Annotated in this window: 17 protein-coding genes; 6 read left to right on the top strand and 11 right to left on the bottom strand. The window is 67.9% G+C overall.

Annotation, left to right across the window (positions count from 1 at the left end; all coding sequences use genetic code 11):
- Positions 1 to 41: 41 nt before the first annotated feature.
- Complete coding sequence (locus tag WME75_RS17550; protein WP_437492243.1) at positions 42 to 1,916, bottom strand: D-arabinono-1,4-lactone oxidase; 1,875 nt, start codon at positions 1,914 to 1,916, stop codon at positions 42 to 44.
- Positions 1,917 to 2,163: 247 nt separating this feature from the next.
- Positions 2,164 to 2,928 carry a S1 family peptidase gene (locus WME75_RS17555; RefSeq protein ID WP_437492245.1) on the bottom strand — a complete coding sequence of 255 codons (765 nt, stop codon included), beginning with the start codon at positions 2,926 to 2,928 and terminating at the stop codon, positions 2,164 to 2,166.
- Positions 2,929 to 3,442: 514 nt separating this feature from the next.
- Here WME75_RS17555 and WME75_RS17560 point away from each other — a divergent pair.
- The 5 genes from WME75_RS17560 (at position 3,443) to minE (ending at position 10,397) form a co-directional block, all read left to right on the top strand.
- Positions 3,443 to 3,925: a hypothetical protein gene (locus WME75_RS17560; RefSeq protein ID WP_437492247.1), complete on the top strand. Its 483-nt coding sequence runs from the start codon at positions 3,443 to 3,445 to the stop codon at positions 3,923 to 3,925.
- The gene (locus tag WME75_RS17565) at positions 3,922 to 6,072 is read left to right on the top strand and encodes an ATPase domain-containing protein (protein WP_437492249.1); all 2,151 of its coding nucleotides are present in this window, start codon (positions 3,922 to 3,924) and stop codon (positions 6,070 to 6,072) included. The genes WME75_RS17560 and WME75_RS17565 overlap by 4 nt, the downstream gene beginning before the upstream one ends.
- Before the next feature lie 9 nt (positions 6,073 to 6,081).
- Positions 6,082 to 8,847 (top strand): sensor histidine kinase, encoded by a 2,766-nt coding sequence (locus WME75_RS17570; protein WP_437492250.1) that lies wholly within the window; start codon positions 6,082 to 6,084, stop codon positions 8,845 to 8,847.
- A gap of 396 nt (positions 8,848 to 9,243) precedes the next feature.
- The gene (minD, locus tag WME75_RS17575; RefSeq protein ID WP_437492252.1) at positions 9,244 to 10,071 is read left to right on the top strand and encodes a septum site-determining protein MinD; all 828 of its coding nucleotides are present in this window, start codon (positions 9,244 to 9,246) and stop codon (positions 10,069 to 10,071) included.
- Between the two features lie 11 nt (positions 10,072 to 10,082).
- Entirely contained in the window at positions 10,083 to 10,397 is a 315-nt protein-coding gene (gene minE / locus WME75_RS17580) for a cell division topological specificity factor MinE (RefSeq protein ID WP_437492254.1), read from the top strand.
- 67 nt (positions 10,398 to 10,464) lie between these two features.
- Here the strand turns inward: minE and WME75_RS17585 are convergent, their stop codons facing one another.
- From WME75_RS17585 to WME75_RS17600, 4 genes are all read right to left on the bottom strand, one after another.
- On the bottom strand, positions 10,465 to 11,763 hold the full coding sequence (locus WME75_RS17585; RefSeq protein ID WP_437492255.1) for a glucuronyl esterase domain-containing protein: 1,299 nt from the start codon (positions 11,761 to 11,763) through the stop codon (positions 10,465 to 10,467).
- 519 nt (positions 11,764 to 12,282) lie between these two features.
- Positions 12,283 to 13,200 (bottom strand): SWIM zinc finger family protein, encoded by a 918-nt coding sequence (locus WME75_RS17590; RefSeq protein ID WP_437492257.1) that lies wholly within the window; start codon positions 13,198 to 13,200, stop codon positions 12,283 to 12,285.
- On the bottom strand, positions 13,197 to 16,379 hold the full coding sequence (locus WME75_RS17595; protein WP_437492258.1) for an SNF2-related protein: 3,183 nt from the start codon (positions 16,377 to 16,379) through the stop codon (positions 13,197 to 13,199). The genes WME75_RS17590 and WME75_RS17595 overlap by 4 nt, the downstream gene beginning before the upstream one ends.
- A gap of 12 nt (positions 16,380 to 16,391) precedes the next feature.
- Positions 16,392 to 16,724 (bottom strand): hypothetical protein, encoded by a 333-nt coding sequence (locus WME75_RS17600; RefSeq protein ID WP_437492260.1) that lies wholly within the window; start codon positions 16,722 to 16,724, stop codon positions 16,392 to 16,394.
- Between the two features lie 303 nt (positions 16,725 to 17,027).
- Between WME75_RS17600 and WME75_RS17605 the strand changes: the two genes are divergently transcribed.
- On the top strand, positions 17,028 to 18,113 hold the full coding sequence (locus tag WME75_RS17605) for a hypothetical protein (RefSeq protein ID WP_437492262.1): 1,086 nt from the start codon (positions 17,028 to 17,030) through the stop codon (positions 18,111 to 18,113).
- A gap of 118 nt (positions 18,114 to 18,231) precedes the next feature.
- Here WME75_RS17605 and WME75_RS17610 read toward each other — a convergent pair whose 3' ends face one another.
- The 5 genes from WME75_RS17610 to WME75_RS17630 form a co-directional block, all read right to left on the bottom strand.
- Positions 18,232 to 20,214, bottom strand: a complete 1,983-nt coding sequence (locus WME75_RS17610; protein ID WP_437492263.1) for a radical SAM protein — start codon at positions 20,212 to 20,214, stop codon at positions 18,232 to 18,234.
- 75 nt (positions 20,215 to 20,289) lie between these two features.
- Entirely contained in the window at positions 20,290 to 20,889 is a 600-nt protein-coding gene (locus WME75_RS17615) for a 2OG-Fe(II) oxygenase (protein WP_437492265.1), read from the bottom strand.
- A gap of 64 nt (positions 20,890 to 20,953) precedes the next feature.
- Positions 20,954 to 22,237 (bottom strand): glycosyltransferase, encoded by a 1,284-nt coding sequence (locus WME75_RS17620; RefSeq protein WP_437492267.1) that lies wholly within the window; start codon positions 22,235 to 22,237, stop codon positions 20,954 to 20,956.
- Between the two features lie 52 nt (positions 22,238 to 22,289).
- Complete coding sequence (locus WME75_RS17625; RefSeq protein ID WP_437492269.1) at positions 22,290 to 22,934, bottom strand: hypothetical protein; 645 nt, start codon at positions 22,932 to 22,934, stop codon at positions 22,290 to 22,292.
- A complete protein-coding gene (locus tag WME75_RS17630; protein ID WP_437492270.1) occupies positions 22,931 to 23,743 on the bottom strand; it encodes a multinuclear nonheme iron-dependent oxidase in 813 nt (270 codons plus the stop codon). Before WME75_RS17630 ends, WME75_RS17625 begins: the two co-directional genes overlap by 4 nt.
- Positions 23,744 to 24,112 lie beyond the last annotated feature (369 nt).

A 24,112-nucleotide genomic window follows, 5' to 3' on the forward strand; every position in this document is an offset into this window, starting at 1 on the left:
GCCGGCCGCCTGGTTGCCGGTCGCGACGAAGCTCACACAGCTCACTGCGGCTTCTTCGTCCTGGCGGGGATCCCGAGGTTCGCGCGCCAGTAGTCGTTGACGAAGATCTGCTGCGGATCGAGCTTCGCGCGCAGCGCGATGAAATCGTCGAAGCGCGGGAAGTTCTGGCGATAGTAGTCGACCCAGCTCCCCGAGCTCGGCGGCGGCGCGAACTTGCCCCAGTGCGGGCGAAAGCCGAACGGCTTCAGCAACTCCCAGAATGGCTTGTAGAAATCGTTCAGATCCCCGCCGTTGAGCGCGAACCAGAACACATCGACGCGGAACACATCGGCGCCGTAAGAGGGGCTCATCCAGAATTCGCTCTTCCTCGCGGCGTAGAGCTCGCACGAGAACGAGCCGGCGTGCTGGTACGCCGTCGCTGCGTCGCCGCCCCCGTCATACCACGTCTTGAGCGCTCGCATCACGTCGGCCGTCTTCTCCACGGGGATCCAGAGCTCCGTGAACCACGTGGGCCAGAGCTGGTCGTCCATCTGGTTGTCCATCGGCAGGCCGCACATCCACGTATCCCAGAACTCTTGCGTTCCGATCGGGACAAATGCGCTCAGGATGTCCTTGATGAGATACGGCATCTCCCGCTCCAGGAAGCTCGCGAGGATCTGCGCCTGCTGCGAGCCGAGCGCCCCGTTCAGCAGCAGCGCCACGAGCTCCGTGATGATGCCGGCGATGACGTCATGAAGCAGGCCCCCTTCCTTGCGCTCGACCGTGCCGAGCAGCGCGCGCGTGTGCTCCTGGCCCTCCAGCGACCTGGACCGTCTGGCGAGCGCATCCCTGAGAACGCCGCCGAGATGGCCGAGCACCTCCGCCTGCGTGATCTTGCGGGTGTGCGTCTTGTCGGGCGTGGGCCCGCTGCACGCGTTGACGTCGCTGTCGCTCGAGAGCACACCGTCGAGGTGGGCGTACCAGTCGGTGAGCTTGCCGGGGACGGCCGAGATGTCGTCGAGGTTGCCGATGAGCGTGTAAAAGAGCGAGCCCGCGAGCGAGGTGAGCTGCGGCGCGCGGCCGAGCTCCTCGTACGGCTTCGGCTTGAAGCCCGGCTCCGGGTCGATCCGCGACGCCTGCCAGATCTGGACACGCTCGAAGCCGTTCTGTGGCCACCACATGAGGCGCGTGTACGGCGTCTCGCGCAGGAAGCGCTCCAGGCTGGGCTTGCCGTCCGACCCGTCGCCGAAGAGATCGATCGGCGCGTCGGCGGTGGAGCTCGTGATCTGCGAGCCCTTGAGGTTGAACGAGCGCCGCACGCGCAAGCGCACCTTGGAGATGACGCCGAGGAGCCCCATCGACACGCCCGCTGCGAAGAACAGATCGCGCTTCTCCTGGTCGGCGTCGTCGCGGTTCACGACCCAGAGCTTGCCGGTGCCGTCGATGAGGTTGAAGCCGACGATATCGTCGTCGATCGAGTACATGAGCGAGCCGCCGGACGACCCGGTGGAGAGGAAGCCGGAGACCGTCTGGTGCGAGATGCCGCCCAGGTCCTCGAGCGCCCAGCCCGCCTGCTGGAGGGTGTAGTCGAGGCTGTTGCGCCACGTCGATGTCTGCGTCGGATCGTAGGGGTTCTTCCCCAGGTTACACCCGGCTTCCACCTCGACGATCGCGTGATCCGGGTCGCCGTCCACGGGGGTGATCGGCCCGATCGCGCGATACCTGTCGAGCATCACGTCCATGGCGCCGTCCGGCGGGGCCCCCGCGCCGCTGTAGCCGTCGGTGTAGATCGACCTGGCGACGGAGTGCGCCGAGCCGCGCACACGGAGCTGGAGCGGCGGTGATGCCGAGAGGGCTAGCTGCACGAGCGCCAGGAGCTCCTCCTCGCTCGCGGGGTGGCAATATCCGTCGGGTCCCTTTTTGCTGGTCTGTATCATTGTATTCTCCTCGGGCGAGGAGAACAACGCAGCCCGTCGAGCCAGTCAAGGTCCACGTTCAGCGGTCGAGATCTCGCGGTCCCCCGCGGCTGAGGACGCTGGTGGGGCACCTACACAGGGACGTGGCGTTCCTGCTCCGCGGCGACCTGACGCGGCGCGATCCGTCGCCGCGCCGCCCGAAGATCTCGTGGAGAGCGGCGGAGCGCACCGGTGAGCCGCCGCGAATTCGCCCCTGGGCGACAGCGTGCTAGGGCGCGTTGACGAACTGATCGATGAAGTCGAGGTAGAGGTCGACCCGTGTATCCCAGCCGTCGGTGCAGATGCGGGGGGCGCTCGCGTTGCCGAACGACGTCACACCGACGATCGTGGGGACGCCGTTCATGTCCATCAGCGCAGGCCCGCCCGAGTCTCCCTGGCACGTGTGGTGACCCGCGTCGCCGAGGCCGAGCAGGAGCGGGGTGACGGTGTTGACGATGGTGGACACGTGGTGCTTGACGCCGCTCCACCCGAAGATCTCGTCATCATCGCCGAAGCCGATCAGCCGGACCGGCTCGCCGGCCATGTCCTCGGTCATGGGCGCCCGGTTGTAGGGCAGCGGCTGGATGGCGACGGGCTCCTCGAGAATGGCCACCGCGATGTCGTGCCCCGCATGGATGTCCGCGTGGTCGTACTCGGGGTCGAAGTGGGTCTCCTTCACGTTCACCCAGGTCTCCTCCTCACTCCGGGAGTCGGTGCCGAAGAAGGCCCTGAGCGTCGCGCCTTGCACCCTGCCCGGTTGCACGCAGTGGGCTGCAGTCAGGAGCACCTTCGGAGCGATGACCGAAGCGGTGCAGGTGACCGAAGCGTCCCCACGGGTGATCTGCAGCATCGCCACGGCCGGATCGCCCTCGTCGATGGTGCCCCCGATGATGCCTGCGGCCGTGGCGTCCGTCTCGGCCAGGGGTAGGTCGTCCACCTCTCCCGCGCACGCTGAAAGGAATGCTGCCGCCACGAATACGATGCCTTTTCTCATGATAAGCTCCGCTTGATTGTTGAGCTGGGCGAGCTGGGTCCGGGCGTGGGCGTGAGCTGCCCCGAGGGCCGGAAAATGACGCTCGCCGGCAACCCCGTCGGCCTCGGTTCTCGAGGCTCGGCTGGATCCTGCGCCGCCGCTCGATCGCTACCTTGTGGATGCCGGCGACCCCGGTCGTCCTTCGCTCGAATCGCACAGACGGTTCTTTTCTCTGGTGCGCATCACGACGATCCTATCGATCGGAAGCGCGGGGCGCCCTGGATGAGCACGCAGGGCGCCAGCGGGGGACCGCCCTCCAGCACGGCGAGACGCGTGGCGGACGCGTGGCGGACGCATGCACAGAGGCCTCGCGACACCGCCGCGGACGGACGCACGCGGGGCCGGGCAATCATCGAGCAGACGAGCACCTCATGAACGGCCACATGCGACGGTGACCTTGACGCTCGTCGCGAAGCACGCTCATACTCGGCCGTGCTTGCGGCGCTCAGCGATCCCCAGACGCGATGTAGCGCCTATGCGTGATGCGAGCGAGCACAGCGCCTGCGTCGATGCATGGATGCAGCGGGCCGCCGAGGGCTTGCCAGCCGAGCGTCTCGTCCAGGTCTTCGAACGCGCCTTCGCCGCCCTGTGGCGGCGCGCCCTGGTCACCCTCGGAGAGGTCACGCTCGGCGCCATCTTGAATCGCGTACTCTACAACGCCTCCGAGCGATACACGATGCTCTCGTCCCTCCGTGTGGAGTCGACCGGGCTCTGTTGCGAGAAGCTTCACGATCGTGCGGGCGGCCTGCGCCGCGACCAGCTCGCGGAGGGGATCCGGTTCATCATGATCGAGTTCCTCGTCGTCCTCGGAAACCTGACGGCGGAGATCCTCACGTCAGCGCTTCACGCGGAGCTCTCGAGTCTCGCGCGGCAGGAGGAGGCGGGCGGGACCGAGCGAGGGACGGCGAGCGCGCCCGGGCCCCACGAGGGCGAGGACGGCGAGGGAGCTGAGTCATGACGAAGAAGACGGCCATCGCGCGCATCGAGACGGGGGTGCGAAATCTGGATGCGCTGCTTGACGGTGGGCTGCCGAAGGGCTCGGTCATCGTGATCGCCGGCCCGCCGGGCGCGGGCAAGACGATCCTCACCCAGCAGATCTGCTTCCACAACGCCTCGGCCACGGCGCGGGTCCTCTACTTCAACACGCTCTCGGAGCCCACCGCGAAGACGCTGCGCTTCCTGAGCCAGTTCGACTTCTTCGACGCCAAGCAGCTCGACGAGGCCATCCAGTTCGTGGACCTCGGCGCCATCTTTCGGACGAAGGGCCTCGACGGGACCTCGGCGCTCATCATGGAGCACGTCAAGAAGGTCAAGCCGGCCATGGTCGTCATCGACAGCTTCAAGGTCTTCGACGATCTCGCGGGGTCGAAGGAAGAGCTCCGGAAGTTCGGCTACGAGCTCGCGATCAGCCTCATGGCGTGGGAGACCACCACGTTCCTCCTCGGAGAGTTCGGGCAGAGCGAGATCGAGACGAACCCCCTGTTCTCGATCGTCGACGGGCTGATCCTGGCCCACCAGCGCCAGGATTCCGGCGAGCAGCGGCGGGTCCTCCAGATCGTCAAGATGCGCGGCACCGACCACAGCCGTGACGAGCACGCGTTCATCATCACGCAGGCCGGCATCGACGTGTTCGCGCCTCGCCTCACCATCTACCGGGCGGACGTCGGGGGTAACGAGCCGCGCCTCAAGACCGGCATCTCGCGGCTCGACGACCTCCTCGGAGACGGAATCCCGCGCGGCTCCAGCCTCCTCATCGCCGGCGTGGCGGGGACCGGCAAGACGGTGCTCTCGCTCGAGTTCATCTACAGGGGCGCGAAGGCCGGCGAGAGAGGGATCTTCTTCTCCTTCGAGGAGAGCGAGGCGCGGCTGCTCGCGACCGCCCGCGGCCTCGGCTGGGACATCGACGCCGAGATCGAGCGCGGGATGATCGAGATCGTGTTCATCCCGCAGCCCAACATCATGGTGGAGGGGCACCTGCTCATGATGAACGAGCGGATCCTCGGCATGAAGGCGAGGCGCGTGGCGGTCGATTCGGTCTCGGTCTTCCTGCACAAGGTCAAGGACCCGCAGATCGACCGGGAGAAGATCTTCCAGCTCGCGAGCGTCGTCCACAACGCGCAGGCGGTCGGCTTCTTCGCCACCGACATCCCCTACGGCGCCAACCAGATCAGCCGCTTCGGCGTCGAGGAGACCGTGGTCGACGGGGTCGTCCTCCTCTCCTCGACGGAGGAAGGGCTCGAGCGCCAGCGCTACATCGAGATTTACAAGCTGAGGAACACCGCCCACCTCAAGGGTCGACACAGCATCATGATCGGCCCGACCGGGATCATCATCTATCCGCGATACAGCGCGGAGGCGGCGTTCGCCGAGCCGCCGCTACCCCTGGAGACGGAGCTGCGCCTGCCCTCCGGGGTACCCGGGTTTGACGCGCTGCTCGGCGGAGGGCTGCTCGCGCGCAGCGTCACCCTCCTCTCCGGGAGCGCGGGCATCGGGAAGAGCACCCTGTCGCTGCAGTTCATCCTCGAAGGCTGCAAGCGCGGGGAGCCGGGGCTCTACGTGGCGCTCGAGGAGGGGCCCGCACAGATCATCCGTGCCGCGGGCGCCCTGGGGCTGCCCCTCCAGGAGGCGACCGAGCAGGGGCTTGCCGAGGTCATCTATCTCTCGCGGGAGCGTGTCCGCCCGAGTCAGCTCCTCTCGCTCCTGACCGACAAGATCCGCGCGCAGAAGACGCGTCGGTTCGTCCTCGACAGCGTGAGCCAGCTCGAGAACGAGGGCATCGCGGAGGATGAGCTGCGGCAGCTCCTCTACGCGCTGGTCACGCGGTTCAAGGCGCTCGACGTGACCTGCCTGCTCACGCTCGAGTCGAGCGCGATGTACTCCAGCGAGACCATCACCGACCGCAAGTTCTCTCCGGTGGCCGACAACCTCGTCGTGCTCCGGTATACGCGCCTGCCAGGAGAGATCCGGCCGACCCTGGTGGTCGTGAAGACGCGCGGCAGCGAGCACGACTTCGGCGCCTACTACTTCTCCGTCGGGAAGGGAGGCGTCCGGATCGGAGAGCGCGCCGGCGAGTCCTCCCCCTTGCTCGAGAAGAACAAGGCCTAGGGGGCGGGGATGAGCGCCGGTCGCCGGACGAACGAGCTGCCAAGTCCTCCCCAGGAGGAGCGGAGGCGCGGCGACCAGCGCACGGAGGAGCAGCCGGAGCGGCGCGGCGACGACAGCTCGGCCTCAGGAGGTCTCGAGCGCGCGTATCCTCGCGTCCAGTATCTCTACGAGATCAGCAAACAGCTCACGCAATTCGAAGGCGTCCGACGGACCGTCCCGGCGATCCTCGCGATCGTCGCGCGGGCGCTCCCCCTCCGCACCGCGCTCCTCATCCTGGAGGGCCCAGGCCGCCCTCAGCCAGAGACCATCGTCTGGAACGCCGAAGAGGTCAGCGCCGATCGACTTGACGCCGCGAAGTCTCATGCCAGGACCTCGTACGCCTATCTCGCCGGATCGGATGCCGCGTGGTCGGTCGACCTGGAGGGCGAGCCGACCACGACGACCGTGCCTTCCGGAGAGCCTGCCAGGGGCCAGCGGGCCGAGGCAGAGGAGCGCGGGTACTTCGTCCTCCTCCCTCTCGTCGTCGAGCGGCGGCCGATCTTCGGCGCTCTCCAGGTCGAGGGTGCTGCCCGTCTGGAGGAGCCGGACCTCGTGTTCGTGAACGCGGTGGTCAACCAGCTCGCGATCGCGCTCGATCGCCAGGCGGCCATCGACGCCAAGCAGGCGGCCGCGGAGGCGGAGCGTGAGCTCGCCCAGCGGAGACAGGCCGAGTCCGACGGGCACCGGGCCGCCGCCGAGGCGTTGCGGCAGCGCTACGAGGCGCTGGTGGACAACCTCGATAGCTCGTTCGTGTGGGAGGCCGACGCGCGCACGTTTCTGGTCTCCTACGTGAGCGCGCGGGCCGAGGAGCTCCTCGGCCATCCGCGCGGGCGGTGGCTCGCGGAGCCCGACTTCTGGAGCCGCTGCGTCCACCCGGACGATCGCGGCGCGCTCGAGCAGACGTTTCGAAGGACGCTGGCGTCCGAGCGGGACCAGCGCTGCGACCATCGCTGTCGGACGGCGGACGGCGGCGTGCTCTGGCTCCACACCCGCGTGCACCTGGAGAAGGACGGCGCCGGCGGGCCTCGGCTCCAAGGCGTCTCGATGGATGTCACCGCCGCGAGGGTGGCGGAGGAGCGGGTCCGTGACCAGCTCGAGTTCACGCGCGCGGTGACCGGCAGCATCGGCGAGGGCGTGCTCGCGATCGATCTCGAAGGGCGGATCATCTTCTTCAACCCCGCCGCCGAGCGGCTGCTCGGCTGGACAGCGGAGGATGTCCTGGGGCGAGGCGTTCAGGAGGTCATCCGGATTCAACACGCGACCGGGACATCCATACCCGACGAAGAGCACCCCGCGCTGCGAGCGATCCGGACGGGCGAGCCGGCCCGGGGCGACGAGGACCTGTTCCTACGCCGGGATCGAGCGGCCTTCCACGTCAGCTGCACGTTCGCCCCTCTGAAGAGAGAAGGGCAGGTGTCGGGGGCGGTGCTCGTCTTCCAGAACATCATGGAGGTGAGGCGCGCCGAGAAGGCGCAGCGATTGTTCGCGGAGGTCAGCTCGGTCCTCGCCTCGTCGCTCGACTACGCAGAGACGGTCGCCGCGATATCGCGTCTGTTCGTGCCCGCCCTCTCCGATCTCTACTTCGTCGATCTGATCGAGGAGGACGGCCGCGTCGAGCGCCTCCAGCAGACCTCCGTCGACCCCGCGAAGCAGGGGATGGCCGAACGGATGGAGCAGATCGCCGGACGGCCGGGCCGCGAGACGCCGCAGGCAAGGGTGCTGCGGACGGGCGAGCCGCTCCTCATCCTCTCCGCGAGCACCGAGTTCGCCCTGAAGAGCGTCGCCGACGACCAGGGCCAAAAGGAGGCCCTGCACGCAGAAAGCTCGGGAACGGTCATGGTGGTGCCGCTCCTGGCCCGCGGGCGGACCATCGGCGCGCTCACGTTCGTGGGGACGGAGTCGGGCCGCCGCTACTCCATCGCCGATCTGGCGGTGGCCGAAGAGGTGGCGCGCCGGACCGCCACGGCCCTCGAGAACGCGCGCCTGTACCAGAAGGCGCGGCGGGCCATTCGCACGCGGAACGATCTCCTCGCCATCGTCTCTCACGACCTGAGAAACCCGTTGAGCACCGTCCTGGTGGCCTCGGCTCTCCTCATGCAGATGTTGCCAGCCGGCGAGTCGGGAGCGCAAGGCAGGAAGAAGGCCGAGATCATCCGCGTCGCTGCGCAGCAGATGCTCCGGCTGATCGGCGACCTGCTCGACGTCGCTGCCATCGAGGCGGGTCGGCTGTCGATGGTGACGCAGAGGCACGCGGCGGACGCCCTCGTCCACGACGCTCTCGCGATGCAGCAGACGCTGGCGACGGAGAAGCACGTGGCGCTCGAGGGCGAGCTCCCGGGCGGGGGCAGCTTCGAGGTGCTCTGCGATCGCGAGAGGGTCCTCCAGATCCTGGCGAACCTGATCGGCAATGCCATCAAGTTCACGACCGCGGGAGGGACCATCACCGCTCGAGCGGAGCTACGCGGTAACGAGGCGCGCTTCGCGGTGGCGGACACAGGGCCGGGGATCCCTCCGGATCAGCTCCTTCACGTCTTCGACGAGTTCTGGCAGGCGGCGGAGACGGCGCGTCTGGGGACCGGGCTGGGGCTCACGATCGCGAAGGGCTTCGTGGAGGCCCACGGCGGGAGGATCTGGGCGGAGAGTCGGCCCGGAGCTGGCACCACGTTCTTCTTCACGCTCCCGCTGGCCACGCCGGAGCAAGCCGCAGGGGGCGCCGCCCCATGCGATCGAGGCTGACCAGCGCGAAGGACGAGCCTCATTGCATGAGGGGCGCGTCACCGGGCGCGCGCGCAGGGGCAGCGGGGCAACGGATCCCGAGATCCAGGCGACCAGGCCGCCTCATCATCGCGAAAATCCCGCAAAATCCACGGGATCTAGCACGTGCCTACATGTAGGGAACTTGGATCCAGGTTGCCGGTCGGGGTACGCTGCAAGTTTCGCCGCAAAAAAGTTGTTCGTTCGTCGCGCCCTGACGTACCCAGTCGAGCGCGCCCCCGGCCTCGATGGAATCGGGTGGGCGCCGAGCTCTCACCACGTCGACGGCGCCTCCTCAGCGCCGGAGAGACGGGCATCCGAGCGGGCTCGGCCGTCGGACAGCCACGTCTTTCGAACTATTATTTAAGGAGGTTTCTGGTGTCAAAGGTAGTCGTCGTCACCTCGGGCAAGGGCGGAGTCGGCAAGACCACCACGACCGCAAACCTCGCGTCCGGTATCGCGGCTCTCGGTTACAAGACGATTGCCATCGATTTCGATGTGGGGTTGCGCAACCTCGACCTCGTGATGGGGTGCGAGCGCCGCGTGGTCTACGATCTGGTCAACGCGATCCGCGGCGAGGCGACGCTCCGCCAGGCGGTGATCAAGGACAAGCGGATCGAGACGCTCTACGTGCTCCCCGCCTCGCAGACGCGGGACAAGGACGCCCTGACGCTCGACGGCGTCGGGCGCATCCTGGACGAGCTGCGCGCCGCGGGCTTCGAGTACATCTTCTGCGACTCGCCGGCGGGCATCGAGTGGGGCGCCCAGATGGCGATGTATTTCGCCGACGAGGCGATCGTGGTGACGAACCCCGAGGTCTCCTCGGTGCGCGACTCGGACCGCGTGCTCGGCCTGCTCGACGCGAAGACGCGCAGGGCGGAGCTCGGCGAGGAGGCGATCAAGACGCACCTCCTGCTCACGCGGTACGCGCCGGCGCGCGTCGCCAAGGGCGAGATGCTGGCGTACCAGGACGTGCTGGAGCTCCTCGGCATCCCGCTGCTCGGCGTGATCCCGGAGTCGACGGCGGTGCTCCAGGCGTCGAACGCCGGGACGCCCGTGGTGCTCGATCCGACGAGCGACGCGGCGCAGGCCTACCTCGACGTGGTCCAGCGCTTCCTCGGCGAGGAGCGCCCGCACCGCTTCCTGGAGTCGGCCAAGAAGGGGTTCTTCAGCCGAATTTTCGGCGGCCAGGCGGCGACCGCCTAGGGGGATCTGCCATGTCGATCATGGATTATTTCCGGAGGACGCAGCCGAAGTCGGCGACCCTGGCGAAGGAGCGCCTGCAGATCATCGTGGCGCGCGAGCGCGTGCGCACGACGGGCGAGCCGGACTACCTGCCACGGCTCAAGCAGGAGCTGCTCCAGGTCATCTCGAAGTACGAGCGGATCGATCTGGATCAGGTGAGCGTGAACGTGGAGCGGAGCGGCGATTGCGACGTGCTCGAGCTGAACGTCGTGCTCTCCGAGTCGGAGCGGGCCGCCGTGCGCGCCGCCGTGTCCCGCGGGGGCGCCCCCGCCTCGCGGAACTGCTGACGCGAGGCGCGCGTGGCGCGCCTCGACCCGGCTCCAGGGCTCCACAGAAGATCGGCGAACAGCGCCGTCATTTCAGCGTCGGAGCTTCCCAGTCTACCCAGTCCGACATGCTGAGCGAGCCGCCCGAGCCCACGACGAGCTCTCCGGCGGCCTCGCCCTCGTGCTTCAGGAACTTCGCAATATTGCTGACGAGGAGAACGGTGTATTCGTTCTTGTACGAGCAATGCGCCTTGTCGGCGACCTTCGAGTGGTAGCTGATGTTCTTCTCCACGCCCAGCGCCTTGTAGACCTCTGCTCCGGCCACGGTGGCTGTATGGCCCGCCGGGGCGCCCATCTGGGCCTGATGCGGGTTCTCGAGGACGAGCAGGCCGCGCGGCGCGATCATCGCGATCAGGGTATGCGTGTCGATGGGGAGCTTGACGGCGTTCGAGACGTTGTTCTTGAAGACAAATGGATCGAAGTTGTCGCTGAGCCAGTTGAGCCCGTAGTAGTTGTGGTCCGTCCGCTCCCTGCCCAGCACGTCGGCGATGCGGTAGGCCGGGACCCCGGCGGTGCTCGTTTCGTGGGGGATCGTCAGCGCGATTCGATCGTCGAGGACGCCTATGGCAAATGCGCCCTTGCCGTTGCGCGAGCATCCCGTGACACCCACGCCGGTTGGATCGATGATGTCGCCCCCCGACATCTGTAGGACGTCGAGGATTCGACTGGCGCCCCAGGCCCATGCCATCAAGAGGCCTGCGGAGTGGTCGCCGCCGTAGATGTCATAGAACTTCCCCGGGTTGGGTTTGCCTCTGGATTGCTCCGGGGTGCCCTCCCTGCCGAGCTCATTGTGGTTGTAGTAGATGACGGCGACGCCTTGGTCCAGGATGCGGCCTTCGCCCAGCGTGATGCCGCCGATCCCGCCTTTCGTGCCCACGTTGATGATCGCGGGGAAGGGGGCTCGCCCCTTCGAGGGCAACACGATGTCGGCGCTGAAGTCGATCTCCTTGCCCTGGGCCTCGACGTGCACAGAGATTTTGTTCTCGGTGACGGTGCCGGTCACCACGTCGGGCGTCGGCTTCTCGCCGTAGATATACTTCTCAGCTTGCTTGCGTATCTCCTGCCTTCGGCAGTGCCATTCTGCTCTGGTGGATATGCGATCTCCGTCGAGCTTGGTGAACGGGTCGGGTAATTTGGGAATCTGATTCAGGGCGCTTGCTTCCGGCAGGGCAGCAACGTCGCAATCGGCGCTCTCGTTCTCGACAGCGGTCTCGCCCGAGCCCGAGCTGGAGCCGGAGCTGGAACCGGAGATGGAGCTCGACGTCATGTCGCCGCCCGAGCCGGAGCTCGACGTCATGTCGCCGCCCGGGCCGGAGCTCGACGTCATGTCGCCGCTGCTCGTCGCGCTCTCGGCGCCCGAGCCGCCCGCGCCTCCTTGCCCGGACGGGCTCGATTCGGACTGTCCGCAGGCAGCGGCTGCGAGGCAAAGAACGAGGGCAACGCCGGTGATTCGAGGGGCAAACGTTCGCATGGATGGACCTTCTGGGGTGGGCATAATCAATGTTCATCGGCTGGACTTGCGCTCACCGGAACGGCGGCAAGCATCGCTGTGCGATACGACATTCGAACGTGTTTCGATGTCAAGCACAAGGTGGTGCCTTCATTCGGCTCACGGCGCGACGGGACGACCGTCGTGCGAGCCTGAACGGTGAGTCCTGGTCGAATGACAGCGCCGGAAGATTCAGTGAGAATGGCTAACTTCAGCCCAGGTAGAGTGCCGCGTCGCCTGAGTTCGTCCCTGGTTGCACGCGGTCGTGCGGTGCTTGTCGTGGGGGGACACCCTGGCGGCGGACACGGCGACGACAGCGGCGAACGAGGCGCCGCAGCAGGCGCGGGTACGCCCAGATCACTCCGTGATCTCTCTGCCCTCCGCCATCGCGATCTCCCGCGCCCGCTCGGACGCCGCCCGGATCAGCGGGCCGAGGAGCTCCGCGGGCGATCGCTCCTCGGTCCAGCCCGGCGGCGCGCCGAGCTGGGTCAGGAGCGCCGCATGCGCGGAAGGCGGCTCGAGCGTCACGTCGAGCGCCGGCGGCGCCTCGCGCCAGGCGTCGAAGTCCTTCGCCTCCATGGGGCCAAGCGTCACCGTCGCCACGGGCGGCGCCTCGGCGGCGCAGGGAGCGCCCTTCTGGCCCCCACGCGCTCTCTTGCCGCCCGGCGCGCTGCCCCGCGCGGCGCGGAGCGCCTCGATCACCTGCTCGCGCGTGCGCCCGCGGAGCTCGAACAGCAGGAAGGGATCCTTGTCGAGGGCCTCTCCGAGCACGTAGTGGGTCGCGGCGACGTGCTTGCAGGGGTTCGCCCAGTCGGGGCACGAGCAGGCCGTGGTGAGGTCCTCGGACCGCTCCGGGAACAGGCTCGCCCCGGCGCTCCGGAACGCCTCGTCGATCTCCTCCGGCATCCGGCCCGCGAGCAGGTCCGCCGCGAACTTCGCCCGCTCGGCCATGGCGGCGATCGCCTTCGCCCACGTGGCGTCGTCGAGCCGCGCAAGCGTGAGGATCACCTTGTACGGCTGCGGCCGCGAGCCGGTCACGCGCGCGGTCACGAGGCCCGGCTTCACCGTGAGGTCATGCGTCCGCCCGGCGCGCGCGTACGTGCGCCCGCGCGCGAGGCGGGCCGCGTCGTCCGGCGACATCCGCTCGAGCGCCTCCACCCAGCGCTTGCCCCACCAGGTCGCGCCGGCCCGCTTCATCCGGATGCCCCGCGCGGGCGGCGGCGGCTTCGGGCCGACCTCGCGATGGAACGGCACCCAGCGCGCCGGCGGGCTCATGTCTGCGCTTCTCCTCGCGCACGCGGCACGCTGCGCCCGGCACCCCGCCCCCGGGCGCCGCGTGGCCCGCGCCGCTCCTCCGGCGCGCCGTCCGGCGTACCGTCGTCGTCCCGCTCGCCCCGCTCGCCCTCCGGCTCGTCGCGGTCGTCCAGCTCGCCCGCGATCGCCACGGCGTCCCGCGACAGCGCGAACAGCTCGCGCAGCGACGCGTTGTCGAGCTCGGTGATCCACGCCTCGCCCTGGCCCACGACCCGCGCCGCCAGATCGCGCTTCTGCTCCAGCATCCGGTCGACCTTCTCCTCCACGGTGCCCGCGCACACGAGCTTGTGGACCTGCACCGCGCTCCGCTGCCCGATCCGGTGCGCGCGATCCGTCGCCTGGTCCTCCACCGCGGGGTTCCACCAGCGGTCGAAGTGGAACACGTGGCTCGCCGCCGTCAGGTTGAGCCCCGTGCCGCCGGCCTTGACCGAGAGGACGAAGACGCGCGGCCCCCGCGGATCGCCCTGGAACCGCCGCACCATCTCGTCGCGCGCGAGCCTCGGCGTGCCGCCGTGCAGGAAGAGGACCTCCGTGTCGAGCGACGACGCGAGGTGCCGGACCAGCCGGTCGCCCATCTCGCGGAACTGCGTGAACACGAGCGCGCGATCCCCTCCCGCGAGCGCCTCCTCGAGCATCTCCGTGAGGCGCGCGAGCTTGCCCGACCGGCCCGCGAGCGGCCCCGCTTCCCCGAGGCACTGCGCGGGGTGGTTGCAGATCTGCTTGAGCATCGTCAGGAGCGCGAGCACGAGCCCGCGCCGGGCGATGCCCTCGGCCTCCTCGATGCGGCGCATCGCCTCGTCGAGCGCCGCCTGGTAGAGGGTCACCTGCTCGCGCGTGAGCGTGCAGAAGACCCGCGCCTCGATCTTCGGCGGGAGGTCCGGAACCACGGCCGGATCGGTCTTGACCCGTCGCAGCAAGAACGGCCCGACGATGCGCCGGAGCCGCTCTGCGGCCTCCCGGTTGCCGTAGCGCTCGATGGGCACCGCGTAGGTGCGCCGGAACGCCTCGAGCGGGCCGAGCAGGCCGGGGTTCGCGAACTCGAGGATCGACCAGAGCTCGGCGAGGCGGTTCTCGACGGGCGTGCCGGTCAGCGCGATGCGGTGCGGGGCGCGGAGGGCGCGCGCGGCGCGGGCCGTGCGCGAGGCGGCGTTCTTGATGTTCTGCGCCTCGTCCAGCACGACCGCGGCCCAGTCCACGCCGGCGAGCATCGCGGCGTCCCTGCGGAGGAGGCCGTACGTGGTCACGACGAGCCCGCCGCCCGTGTCGCGGGCGGCCTCCGCGCCGCCCGCGCGCTGCGCGCCATCTGCGCCGGAGGCCACGCCGGAGGCCCGCGCCGCGAGCTCCTCGGCGGAGCGGGCGCGCCCCTCGCCGTAGTGGCGCACGAGGGGCAGGGCAGGGGCGAAGCGCGCCGCCTCCCGCTCCCAGTTGCCGACCACCGACGTCGGCGCGACGAGCAGCGCCGGACGCGCGTCCTCGGGCGCCGCCGCCCGCCGGCCCGCCAGGAACGCGAGCAGCTGGACCGTCTTGCCGAGGCCCATGTCGTCGGCCAGGCAGGCGCCGAGGCCGAGGCTCGCCATCGTCTGCAGCCAGGCGACGCCGCGCGCCTGGTACGGGCGCAGCGTCCCCGCGAACCCCTCCGGCGGCGCGGCGGCGCGCTCCGCGCCCGAGCGCAGCCGCGCGATCGCGTGCGCGAGCGCCCCCTCGGCGACCACGGAGACCGAGAGGCCGTCGACCTGGGCCTCGCCCGCGAGCGCGACCTCGAGCGCCTCGCGCGTCGAGAGGCGCCCGCCGCCGGCCTCGAGGCGCCGCTTGATCTCGGCGAGCTCCTCGGGCACCACGACGACCCAGGCCCCGCGATGCCGGACGAGCGGCGACTTCTGCCGCGCGAGCGCGGCGAGCTCGCGCGCCGAGAGCGGCTCGTCGCCGAGCGCCGCTTCCCACGCGAAAGCGAGCGCCTCGTCGAGGCCGAGCCCGGCGCTGCCCGCGACCACGCCGGCCGTGCGGCCCGTCGCGCCGACGCGCATGCGGAGGCGCAGGCGGCGCTGCCCCGAGGCGAGGAGCTCGCCCGGCACGACCACGCCGAACCCGGCTTCGCTCAGCGCCGGGGCGGCCTGCGCGAGGAACGCCCACGCCTCCGCGGGATCGAGGTCCACGCGCTCCGGCCGCGCCTCGCCGAGGGCCCGCGCGATCGGCGCGAACAGCCGCGCTGCGGCGCCGAGCGCGCCGAGGAGCGCCTCCTGCGGGTCGGAGAACGCGCGCCCGAGGGCCTTCAGCGTGCGTCCTCGGGCCTTCCACACGTCGGCGGCGGGGACGAGGAGGCTCGGATCGTCGGTGGCCTGCAGCAGGAAGCGGAGCACGAAGCCACGGTCGCCCTCGGGCAGCTCCAGCCGGAAGCAGGCGCGCAGCGCGTCGCAGGCGCCGAGCGCGGGCCGGACCCAGGCGTCGAGGTCGGCGACGAGCGCGCGCTCGGCGAGCCCCTCCGTGGCGAGGGCGGGCTGCGCGCCCGTCAGGGCGAGGACCAGCCGGTGCTCCCAGGGCGCGTGCGCCCGCCGCGGCGGCGCCTTCGGGCGGTTCGTCGCGCTGCCGCGCGCGAGCGCGTCCGCCACGGCGTCCAGGAAAGCGCGCAGCAGCGCCTCGGCGGACCAGACCTCCGGGGCGGCGGCCGCGCGGGGGCGCCCGCGACCTTCGCGATCGACCGCGGCCTGCGCGCCCGCCGGCACCGCGTGCGCCGCCGGCGGCATGGCGCGGGCGAGCGCCGCGACGCGCGCGGCGTCCTCCGGGGCGGCGAGCGACGCCGCCCAGCGGGCCTCCGCGCTGCCGCCGGTGGCGCCTGCGGGCGTGACGCGAGGCACGACCCGCTCGCGCACCACGAGGTCGAGCGCGAGCTTGCTCGCCAGGCTCCACGCGGCGACGGACGGCGGCGCTCGGCCGAGGTCGTCCTGGGCCATGCGGGCGAGGGCGGACACGCCGTCAAGGAGCGGCGCGGCCTCTCCGGCCTTCCTGATGGCACGGCCCGTCTCGGAGACCACGACCGCCTCCGCCGGGGTCGTCGCGCCGAGCGACCGGGCCGCGAGCCGCTCAGGGGCCGTGTCGTCCCAGAGGAAGAAGCGGAGATCGTCGGGCAGAAAGACGAGCGGCATCGACGCGCAGATTCATTGCACAACCGGGCAGGACGAAAAGGGGCTTCGCACGTCGCGCGGTGAAAAATAGCGGTTGGCCGGGCGGGAGCGCAGCCGCTGAACCCCGGATGTGACCCATTCCGTCATGAGCCAGTAAATTGCCAGAATTTGTTTGGAGTCTCCGATTCGCGGATCGGAGAACCTATCGTGGAAAAAGATCATGGCTTGATGGAATGCGCGCCGTGGGGCGTGCTGAGGTGGATGCACGACGAGCCCGACCGGCGGGCAGACGAGGCGCACGGCGTCACGTTGCCCGCGTCCGGCGCCCGCGCACCCGGTCGTTTCATTTGCGCCGATTTCTTTCACCCACACCCTACGTGCGCGTCTCTGCGCTCAGAGCGCCGCGCGGGCCGAGCGCCATGCTCGTAGCGCTGCCTACGCATGGCCCGGCCGGGAGAGGATGGGGCAGTGCTCACGCCGGAGCCGCCGCGCGGGGGGGGGGAGGAGCGGGGAAGGGGGGGAGGGGGAGCGCTCGCGGCCGGGGATCGAGGAGCCTGTAGCGCCGGCGGGTGGCGAGCTTCCTCATCAATTTGGACCTCGAACGAGGCGCGGGGAGTGATAGTCTCATGGATCATGATAAGACCTCGTTTCGCGACTCGCTTCTGCGCTGTGCTCGCATCCCTCTGGCTGCCCGTCATCGCTTGTTCGGCGGGCGCCGGTGGCGGCGAGGGCAACACCACGGGAAATGGCGCGGGCGGCCAGAGCTCGAGCGGCGCCGGTAGCAGCAGCAGCACCAGCAGCGACGATTTTGGCGACGATTTCGGGCTGACGACCTCGGGCTCGGGCAGCACGTCGCCGGCTGACGCCGGTAACCAGACGACCTGCGATGACGCAGGCAACTGCACCTGCATCAACATCGCGTCGATCGGCCACGAAGGTGTCTGGGGTCCGTGCAGCAGTGACAGCACCACGGCGCTTCAGAATTGGTTGAACACGCAGAGCACGGCCCAGGTCGACAACTACAACACGGAGAAGCCCACGCTCACGCCGGAGTTCCTCGCCAAGTACGACGTGATACTCCTTCAGTGGATGGTGACGAAGGGCGTACAGAACGACGACGGGGCGCCCTGGCAGTTCACGGCTGACGAGGTGAACGCGCTCAAGGACTGGGTCAACAATGGCGGTGGTCTCATCGCGCTGAGCGGTTATCAGTGCAATGGACAGGGATGCACCGTCCACGACGTCACGGCGACCAACCAGCTCCTCTCGTTCACGGACATCCAGTTCAACGCCAACGGCGTGCTGGATCCTGCGCAGAACGGCTGCCCGAATTGCAACTGCTGGGGCGGCCCGGTGCCTGTCGGCGGACCCCTCCCCGGGAGCGTGGGCACCTGGAACCAGGACACCCCGATCGGCAAGGACATCCAGAGCGTGGGCGCCTACGTCGCGCGCTCGATCAAGTCGACGACCGCGATCGTCGATTGCACCGACGGCACGAACAATTTCGCGGTGCACGAGGAGGTCGGCAAAGGCCGTGTCGTCGCGTATGGCGACGAGTGGGTGACCTACTCGGGCCAATGGCTCGGGACGGCGTCGTGCCTCAACCCCCAGATGTTCACGGACCCGAACAGCCCCTGCTATCAGAGATCAGCGGCGCAGGTCTTTCAGATCCCGCAGTTCTGGTACAACGCCGTAAAATACGCGGCGTCGTCGGTCGAGTGTTTCACGATCGAGGATCCGGCCATCATCAAGTAATGCCGGGTGATCGGACGGCGAAGCACGCGCCTTGCCTGCGAGCGCGAACGCTCCGCGAGTTCCATCCTTGCTCTCAGGCACGGTTGGCGCGATCGGACTGGTCGTGATCCCGCTGCCATCATATCAGCGAGAGCCGTCTCGCCTGCGGCTTCGCCTCCGTGGGCCTCGTCGCCTCCGTCTCGCGGCTCGCCGCTGCTACGTAGTGATTTCGGAGCAATTCATCCCTGGGCCTCAGCGCCAGGGAGATGAAGTGGCCTTCCACCTCGAGCGCGAGGCGCCGCTCGACGAGCTCACCAAGCAGCCGCAGGACCTTCTCCTGCTGGAGCCCGGCGGCCGCTGCCGCTCGCCCTGGCTCCATGCCGGCGTGGCACAGATCATAGATGCACGCCAGCTCTCCCTCAAGAACCGTCTCGACGAGATCCCCGGAGCGCTCGTCCCTGATGAGCAGCTCGCCCGGGCTCACCCTGTGAACTTCCATGGCCGGTATCCCGCGCTTCCACTGGACGAGCTCCTCGTACCACCCGGCAAAGCTACGCCAGCCTTCCTTCACGCCGGGCTCGAACCACTCCTCGGGCGCCGAGTAGCCGTAGTACGGCACGAGGAATCGCTCGACGCCCTCCAGTCCTTCCAGATAGGTATCGGGCCTGAGCCGCGCCATTTCATCAGGACCGAGCTGGTTGAAGAGCGGGCTTCCATAAGACAACGTATAATCCGACAGGCTGTAGCTCCCCAGGTGAGGCGTCTCCTTGATGATCCGCCGTGTCTCGGCGATGTCATCCATCGTCGAGCGGGGGTGCCCGATGATCAGATTCGAGAGCGAGCGGATGCCCAGCTCCTTCAACCACTTCTGAACGAGGATGTTTTGCCGCGCCCTGGTCCCCTTGTTCATTCGTCGGATCAGGGACGAGGACAGGGACTCGATCCCGACCTGAGCAGCATCGACCCCGGCCAGGACCAGCTTTGTCCAGAACCTCTCAGGGTGGTGCGCCCGGAGCTCCATCGTCGCCGGAATCTGGATATTGAGCCGTATCAGCTCATCGGCATAGCCCTCCGCCCACGTGTCGCAGACGTTGTCCATGAACAGGATACGCCGCACCCCGTAGCGCTTGACGACGGACAGCACGTCCTTGACGATATCCGCCGCGAGTCGCTTTCTGAAGCCCTCCCAGTTGACGTTGATGCCGCAAAAATCGCACTTGGCGAAGCATCCCCGGCTCCCCTCGACGGGGACCATCACGTTCTTGCTGAACGGCCGGATCGCCTCCGCACCCCGGAACACTCTCCTGATGGCCCGGAAATACTCCTCCAGATCCGGGACGCCGAGGTCTCGGATGGATGCGAGCTGCGAAGCGAAGTTCGCCGGATCTCTCCTGAAGAGATCCATCTGGTTGGTCTGGATGTCATAGATCCCCTGTACCTCGCCGGGGATGCTCTCGTGGAGACGCTCCATCTCGCTCAGGGGGGTCCGCAGGTAGGCCCCCGCGAGCCGCTCGAGCTTCTTTTCCCCCTCTCCGAGCACACCAAACCCGCGGATACCTAGCCGTTTCAGCACGTCGGCGACGCTGGTCGCTGCCGCGCTCGCTCCCCCGAACATGAAGACGCACCTGTGATCCGGGTACCTCTGGGTCAGGTAGAGGGCGCAGTAAATGGATGAATAGACCTGATTGTAATTGAGCGTGAAGCCGATCAGGTTCACGCCATTCCGGATGAGCTCCGGCCCCAGCGCTGCGTCGATGTACCTGTGCGTCGCGCTCCTCAGGCGGGTCAGTGAGCGCTTCGTGAGCTTGACGCGACCGCGCTTCGGAGCGTTCACGATCGAGAGCAGCTCGTCGAGAGAGGGGGCTCCCTCGACGGACGCGCGCGGCCGGATGAACCGCTCCAGCGCGAGGAGGAAGTACGGAAACTCCCTGAACTCCGAGAGCTCCGAGTACAGGTCCGACTCGCCGGCGTCGAGGAACACCGAGCAGAATGCAGAGTACGTATGGGTCGTGAAACGGCCAGGGAACGCGACATCAAGATGCGCCTTCAGCGCGCCGAGCTGGACCGAGGGGACATAGACATCGGCCCACGGCATCGACACCAGGTGTATCTTGATCCTCATGGCGACCACCCAATCGATTGAATGCGTATTTTCGTGTCACGAATCGCCGCTCTGTCCCTGAGCACGGAGCCTCGATTACGCATCTCGCGGCCGGATCGAGCGGTACTCCCGCGCGTCCTTCGCGGACAGCGTATACTTCATGGCCAGCGTGAACCGCGACACGGGGCACACTCTGCTCGGAATGCCCGCGCAGTGCCATGTCGCGCCCGGGAAGATCAGGACGCGCCCAGGAGCCGGCAAGACGGCCAGGTTGAAGGCCCCCGAGTCGTCGTAGAGCATCGTCTCTCCTCCCCATTCGCGGTCCCAGCGTGGATTTGCGTAGTAGAGCACCGTCATGTCTCGGCGACGCGGCTTGCAGTCGACGTGCGGGTAGTTGACGTCGCCGTAGCACGTCTGATTGACGTACGCCTTGTAGAGGTGGAGGGGCACGTCCGCGTAGCACCGCTTCATGAGACCGAAGACCTCCTCGTAGAAGAAGAGCATCTGAAACGCCTCGAGGTCCACGAAGTGCGCCACCATCTTCGGGAAATGATCCGCGCTCGAGCTGAGCTGCCCTCGGTAGTAGACGTAGGACTCCGAGAGGGTCCGGTAGACCTGCTCGATCTTCTTCTTGCGGAAGAGGTGATCCACGAGGATGACCTTGCGTCCGTTGACCGTCGTCTCTTGTATCTTCATCGCCAGCGATACCTCAGGGAGCAGCGGCGAGCATCCGGGAGGGGAGGGGGAGCGCGGTGAAGCCCTATGCGCTGACGAATCCATGGAACATGGTATGTAGATCCTCGATGTACTCGTCGAAATCCTCCCACATGCGCGAGAGGAGGAGACCACGACGCCCGAGCTTCTCCGCCTCCCCGGGGTTCTGCGCGACCCATTCGAGCTTGCTGGCCAGCGCTTCGTGGTCCCTGGGATCCGGCACGAGGAGGCAGTTCTCCTCGTCGACGAGGCCCTCCTTGTAACCTCGTTTCTTGTGGATATCGCCCGACAGGATGAGGCAGTTGCCGCACGCGAGCACCTCTCTCGGTACGCCCGGCGTGTGGTAATCGATGAAGAAGTCTCGCTCCAGGAAGCACGTCGCTGTGGTGGCGTTGATGAAGCTCGGGATCACCCAGTTCGGCATGAACGGGAGCAACCAGACGTTCTCCTCCACCCGGTTTTCGCGGATGAACGCGGCGAGCTCGCGGCAGCTGCTCTCGGCGCCGCCGCACATCATGATCGCCTGAACGTCGACGCGCCGACGCTTCACGATTCCGAGCGCTCGGATGAAGTCGAACATGCCCTTCGCATGATCGATCTTGCCGTACATCCCGAGCGTGGGGACACGGGGATCGAAGGTCTTCGGGGCGGATTCGCGGAAGCACGCATGGAGCCAGTCATCGCTGGCGAGCGCCTGCGCCAGGCGCTCGTTCACGTCGAGCCTCGGCGCACCGGGGCGGAAGCAGTGCGTGGGGAGGGAGTCGGAGCCGAGGTGGTAGAGCCGCCTCTTCTTCACTCCGAGCCCCACGAAGAGGTCATCGAAGTGCTTCGCCGTCACGACCCTGTGCGCCCGCTTCAGGATCTCGGCGTAGGAGGTCCTCAGCCACGGCCTCGTCATCAGGACCGATATGTCGCTCCCCGCGTGCGCCAGGACGCAGGGGACCCCCGTCCATTGCGCCGCGAGAGATGCAGCCATCCCGTACGGTTCCAGGTAGTAGGCGTAGATCAGATCGCAGGAATGTTCCCTGACGGTGTCCGTCGCCATGGAGGCCAGCTTGGTCACGTACGGGTTCGCCCAGGGGACGTAGAGGTCGTACGCAGGGCGCTCCGACGAGACGCAGCGGACGGAGCCACCATTCGCGAAGCGGACGTGTAGCCGCCGCCTGTCGGATGGGGTCATGACCATCCGGCAATCTGCCTCTGCTTCGTCGGCGTTCGTGACGACCCAGACCTGATCGCCGCGCTTGGCGAGCGCATATGCCATCCAGTAGGTCCGGGTGCTGACGCCCCCTTGAATGGGTGGGAACTTGCTGATGATGCAGATCTTCATCGCGCAAATCTCCTCGATGCAGGCGCAGGCGCAGGCGCGCCCGGCGTCCGCCTCAGCTCAACTCACCTCTCAACAGATTGCCGGGATCCTCGGCCGCTTGCCGCGAAAGCCGGTGCGTCATCACGCTCTGCCGGTCGCGCGAGTAGTAGATCGCGTAGATGGATTCTTCGCTGCCCTGAAGGACGCTGATGCGATCGATGGCTGGATACAGGTCCATGACGTTCGATGCGAGCTTCATGCAGTAGAGATGGCCGCTGTCATGGATCCCGAAGCGGGAGGTGTCTATCTTGAAGCGCCCCGTGATCCGGGGCCGCGCCTGATGAAACTGCGCGAGGGCGACCGCCCGCTCCACCCTCAGGAGGTCTCTGTAGAGACATGAGCTGTCCAGGCGCTCCGCCCATGAATACAGGACGCCGAAGATCTTCTTGATCATGGCTCCTCGATCGGTATCCATGCTGACTTGAGAAGTGACGCAGTCCCAGAGCCGCCGCCTCCTCGCCGTGAGGCCGCAGAACACCGGGTAGTGGCTCTTGACCGAGTGCTGTACCGAAGCCCTGAAGGACGTCGCGATGCTCGCCAGGCACGATTCGCTGTACCGGGATAGCTCGCCCCTGAGATCAGCTCCTTCGACAGGCCCACCATGGACGAGGCTCTTCAGGTACCGCTCCTGCCAGCGGGCGACGCTCGTGCGATTCATCGCTGGCACATCCCTCGAATCCGGACGAGATCATCCCACACCCTGGGGAGGTCCTTGAAGCGCGCCTCACGCTCCAGGATCACGGCCTCCGGGGTCACCCGGGCCAGGAGGTACTCCAGCAGCTCGAAGACGACCTCGGGGACCGAGTGATCGTGGCCATCATAATAGTAACCGTCGTGCGAGGAGCCTCCGGCGAGGTGGAGCTGCCTTATACGGCGCGCCGGCATGCGATCGATGAACGCTCTCGGGTCCAGCCCGTGGTTGAGCTGGTCGGCGTACAGGTTGTGGAGGTCGAGCAAGATGCCGCAGTCGGCCATCTCGACGGCCCGGGCAAAGAAGTCGTCGTAGGCGATCGTCGATCGCTTCAGCTCCCACATCAGGGCGATGTTTTCGAGCAGGAACGGCGCCGCGAGGCCCTCCTGAAAGAGCTTGATGTTCTCCACGAGGATCTGCAGCGTCTCGTCGGTCCGCAGCAGAGGTAGGTTCTTCTCGAGGTCAAAGTCGCCGATGCGGCACGACGTCAGGTGATCCGAGCACCACGTCGGGGCCAACCGATTGACGATGCTTCGACGCTGCCGCGCGTTGCGATCGAGGCGATAGTCGGCGCTGCCCAGCGAGTTGCAGGCGAAATGAAAGCAGTACGACGTGCCGAAGTCGGAGAGTAGCCGCTTCATCTGGCCCCTCTCGAAGTGACTGTAGATGTATCGCTCCGGCTGTATTTCCAGGAAGTCGACGAGCCCCTCGTCCCTGGCTCGCCACAGCAGGTCGTGAAGAGCCGGATGGTAGCTCATGCCGATGTGAACAGCCATCGGATCACTCCCGTGAGGAGGCCGCCGCCGCGGGCGATGAGGCGTTCCGGTGGTCTACAACGTGTCCACGTGAATCGGTGAATCCAGCTCGCCCGTCGCCGTGCGACGACATGGGCCGGAACGGGCGAGCTCGCGCGAGTTGCAGGAGGAGTCCCTGCAGGCGGTCGTCCCCTCCGGGGCGTGCCGTGTCACCCAGCGGCCGGAGGGAATGGCGACTCACCTCCAGCACTACGGCGAAATTTTGGTCTTCTTGCTCGGCGTCGGGTCGTGCCGGCAAACGTGGGCGCTGGCGGCGGGCTTGGGGACGTTGATCTTCCGCGTGACAGGCGTCGGATCATGTCGGCAAACGTGCGCGCTGGCGGCGGGCTT

Source organism: Sorangium sp. So ce1014, from assembly GCF_051521505.1.
Classification (GTDB): domain Bacteria; phylum Myxococcota_A; class Polyangia; order Polyangiales; family Polyangiaceae; genus Sorangium.